The organism is Streptomyces sparsus, assembly GCF_054776295.1.
This window is the reverse complement of record NZ_BAAHCA010000550.1, coordinates 1-3,323: the sequence shown is the minus strand read 5'-3', so window position 1 is coordinate 3,323 and position 3,323 is coordinate 1. Positions and strand designations below refer to the sequence as shown.

Below are 3,323 nucleotides of genomic sequence, written 5' to 3'. Positions count from 1 at the left end.
CACCGCGGGCAGCAGCGGCTCGGGTAGCGCGCCGCCACCGCGTCGCGCCCCGTCGGCGGCGTCCGCCGAGACCTCGATCCGCGCCCGGAGCGGCAGGCCGAGGTCCTCGTCCCGCAGTGACACAGCCGTCAGCCGCACGAAGTAGGCACCGGGCAGCGGGTCGTTCGCCCACTGCTCGGCCCACGGCTGCACCGGTCGCAGCGTGCAGCTGAGGGCCACCGTGTCCGTCCCTGGCCGGGTGACCCGCCGTGGCGTGCCCGCCGCGCACGGCTGGCGTCGGCGCAAGCCGTCGTACACGTCCAGCTGCCAGGTCGCGTTGCCGCTGCGGGTGGCCCCGTCCGGGAGGACGACGGTCGCCGTGGCGGTCGGCGCCTCACCCGCCGCGGCGGCGAACACCCAGTAGAGGTAGTCGCCGACGGCGCCGACCGCCTCCGCCTCCACTCCCCGTTCGACGGCGGTCGCGGTGCGGAAGCCCGTGCCCGCCTCGGTGGGCTCGGTCGGCGGCTCCTTCCCCGCCGAGGTCGGTGCGGTGGCGCCGGTGAGGAAGGCTGCGGCCAGCACCGCTGCCGTCGTGGCAGTTCCGATACGCATCAGTTCGCTCCTCGTACGGGGCGGCGCAGCCGTCCCAGCAGTCCGCTCAGCACGCCGGCGGCCAGCCCGGTCAGCGTCAGCAGCACCAGCGGCACCCAGCCCCTGGCCAACCCGAGGTAGGCCACGTCTGCGTTCCCCGAGGGGGCTTCGACCAGGTCCACAGTCAGCTCGACCGGCAGACCGGGGTCCTTCGACCCGGCCCCGGGAGCGGAGAACGAGTGGCTCGCCACCAGGCACACGACCCGCTCCTCGTCGCCCCGCCAGGGGTGGCGCAGCCCGGTCGACACCACGTCCGTGCGCCCGTGGCCGGCTTCGGCCCCGCGCACCAGCTCGCGGCCCCGCTCCGTGACCGCCCGCAGCAGCACCGAGTAGTCACGGTCGACCGCGCGGTCCGCCGCGACGCTCACCGAGGCGCGCAACTCACGGCCCGGCGGCAACACCACCTGGTACCAGCGGTGTTCACCGAAACGGGCCCGGTCCGCGTACACGCCGGCAGCCAGTCGCGGCGCCTTGGCGCACCGATCGGCACCCTCGACGGGCGCCGGGTCCCGCACGGGCGTCTCCGCGGAACGCCGCACCAACTGCTGAAGCCGGTCGGAGAGCTGCTCGGTGTCCTGCACGGCCGTGTAGGTGCCCCCGGTCGCCTCGGCGATGCAGCTGAGCTGCTCCCGCACCTCGGCGTCCCCGGTCAGCCCGAGGGTGTCCACCGTCAGGTGGGTGCCGGACGCGGCCAACTCCCGCGCCACGTCGCACGGGTCGGGCAGACCGCAGGAGTCCTCGCCGTCCGTGATGAGCACGATGCGACGGGTGCCCTCCCCGGTACCGAGGTCCTGCACCGCGCCGCGCAGCGCGTACCCGATCGGCGTCCACCCGGTCGGCGCGAGGGTGGCGACCGCCGTCTTGGCTTCCGTGCGGTCGACCTCCCCGACGGGGTACAGCTGCGCACTGTCCACACAGCCGCGCTTCTTGTCGTCGCCCCTGTAGTCGGCGCCGAGCGTGCGGATGCCGAAGTGCACGCCCTCGGGAACGGCGTCGATCACCTCGTTGAACGCGTGCTTGGCCGCCGCCATCCTGGTCCGACCGTCCACGTCGGCGGCCCGCATCGAGCCGCTGACGTCGAGGACCAGTTCCACCTTGGGCGGGATCGCCGGCTTCTCGGGCTCCGCGGGCGCCACGGCGGCACTTGCCGGCAGCGCACCGGCCGCCAGGGCGGCGAGCAGCCCGCACAGGACCGTCGCCGGCCGTCTTCCTATGATCATTGGGCGGATCCTATTGATCTTCGTCTCCAGCGCCAAAACCCTCTGCACAAAGGCGACATGAGCACGGTCGGGTCGGCAACCGGACCACCCTCCGACCCGCTGCGACCCCCGGGCGTGCGGCGGGCCCGCCGGGGCGGCGGGCGACCTGTCGTTGCCTGTCGCACACGGATCGAACACCGGCTGAACACATCGGCGGCCCGCCGCGTACCCCGGGTGAGGACCCACCGCGGGCCGCGCGGTTCGCACCACAGGAGGCACCGTCTTGACTGTCGCCGTCGGCAACGCGCTCGACCTCTTCGCCACCGCCGGGGCACACAGCCCCTCCCTGTTCGCCCTGGACCGGGCGGCCCGGCAGGCGTCCGGGGGCGCGGCGAGCGGCGCGGGCCTGGTGGACTTCTGCATCCCGTGCAACCCGTACTTCCCGACACCCGAGATGTTCGACGATCTGACGACGCGGATGCGGGAGATCCTCACGTACTACCCCAGCAGCACCGAGACGATCACCGACCGGCTCTGCGCCACCCTGGGCCTCAGTCCGCGAACCGTCGCGATGGGCAACGGCTCCACCGAGCTGATCACCTGGATCGACCATCTGCTGGTCCGGGACTCGCTGGCCGTCCCCATCCCGACCTTCGGCCGGTGGACCGACCAGCCGATGGAGACCGGCAAGCGGGTCGACATGTTCGTGCTGCCCGAGCAGGCCGGCTTCGCCCTCGACCCGGCGGCGTTCGTCAACTTCGTCCGGCTGCGCGGCTCCCGGACCGCGGTGATCTGCAACCCCAACAATCCCGACGGCGGTTACCTGCCCCGCCAGGCCGTGGTCACCATGCTGGACGCCCTGGTCGACCTGGACCTGGTCGTGGTCGACGAGTCCTTCCTCGACTTCGTCGACGCCGAGGCGTGGCCGAGCGTCGTCGAGGAGGCGGTCCTGCGGCCCAACGTGGTCGTGCTGCGCAGCCTCGGCAAGAACTTCGGCCTGCACGGCGTCCGCTTCGGCTACATGGTCGCCAACCCGGGCCTGGCCGCCCGGATACGCGACAACCTGCCCAAGTGGAACCTCAACTCCTTCGCGGAGGCCGTGGTGTTCATGCTGTCCGAGCACCAGCAGGAGTACGGCGAGAGCCTGCGCCGGGTCAGCTGGGACCGGCAGGAGATGTACCGGCAGGTGCGCACCCTGCCCGGCCTGACCGTCTACCCCTCGCAGGGCAACTTCCTCTTCGTCCGGCTGCCCGACGGAGCCGACGGTGTGGTGTTGCGCAACCGGCTGCTCGCCGAGCACGGGGTGCTGGTCCGCGAGTGCGGCAACAAGCTGGGCAGCAGCAGCCGGTTCCTGCGTCTGGTGGTGCGCCCGCAGGCCGACGTGGGGCGGTTGCTCACCGGTCTGAGCCGGGTGCTCTACGGCAGCGAGTGGTACGCGCCGGCCGCGCCCGAGCCGCTGCCCCGGTCGGCGCCCGCGCAACTCGCCCCGGCGCC

Annotated in this window: 3 protein-coding genes; 1 reads left to right on the top strand and 2 read right to left on the bottom strand. The window is 73.0% G+C overall.

Going from position 1 to position 3,323, the window contains the following annotated elements; translation table 11 throughout:
* The coding region (locus ACYVE9_RS20010; protein WP_461029263.1) for a hypothetical protein at positions 1–591 on the bottom strand (591 nt) is incomplete at its 3' end.
* On the bottom strand, positions 591–1,850 hold the full coding sequence (locus ACYVE9_RS20005) for a VWA domain-containing protein (protein WP_461029262.1): 1,260 nt from the start codon (positions 1,848–1,850) through the stop codon (positions 591–593). The genes ACYVE9_RS20005 and ACYVE9_RS20010, both read right to left, overlap by 1 nt.
* A gap of 262 nt (positions 1,851–2,112) precedes the next feature.
* Between ACYVE9_RS20005 and ACYVE9_RS20000 the strand changes: the two genes are divergently transcribed.
* A partial coding sequence (locus tag ACYVE9_RS20000) for a pyridoxal phosphate-dependent aminotransferase (RefSeq protein WP_461029261.1) occupies positions 2,113–3,323 on the top strand: 1,211 nt, incomplete at its 3' end.

Coding starts and splice junctions, on each gene's coding strand:
- ACYVE9_RS20005 (WP_461029262.1), bottom strand. CDS start 1,850: ATGATCATAGGAAGACGGCCGGCGACGGTCCTGTGCGGGCTGCTCGCC.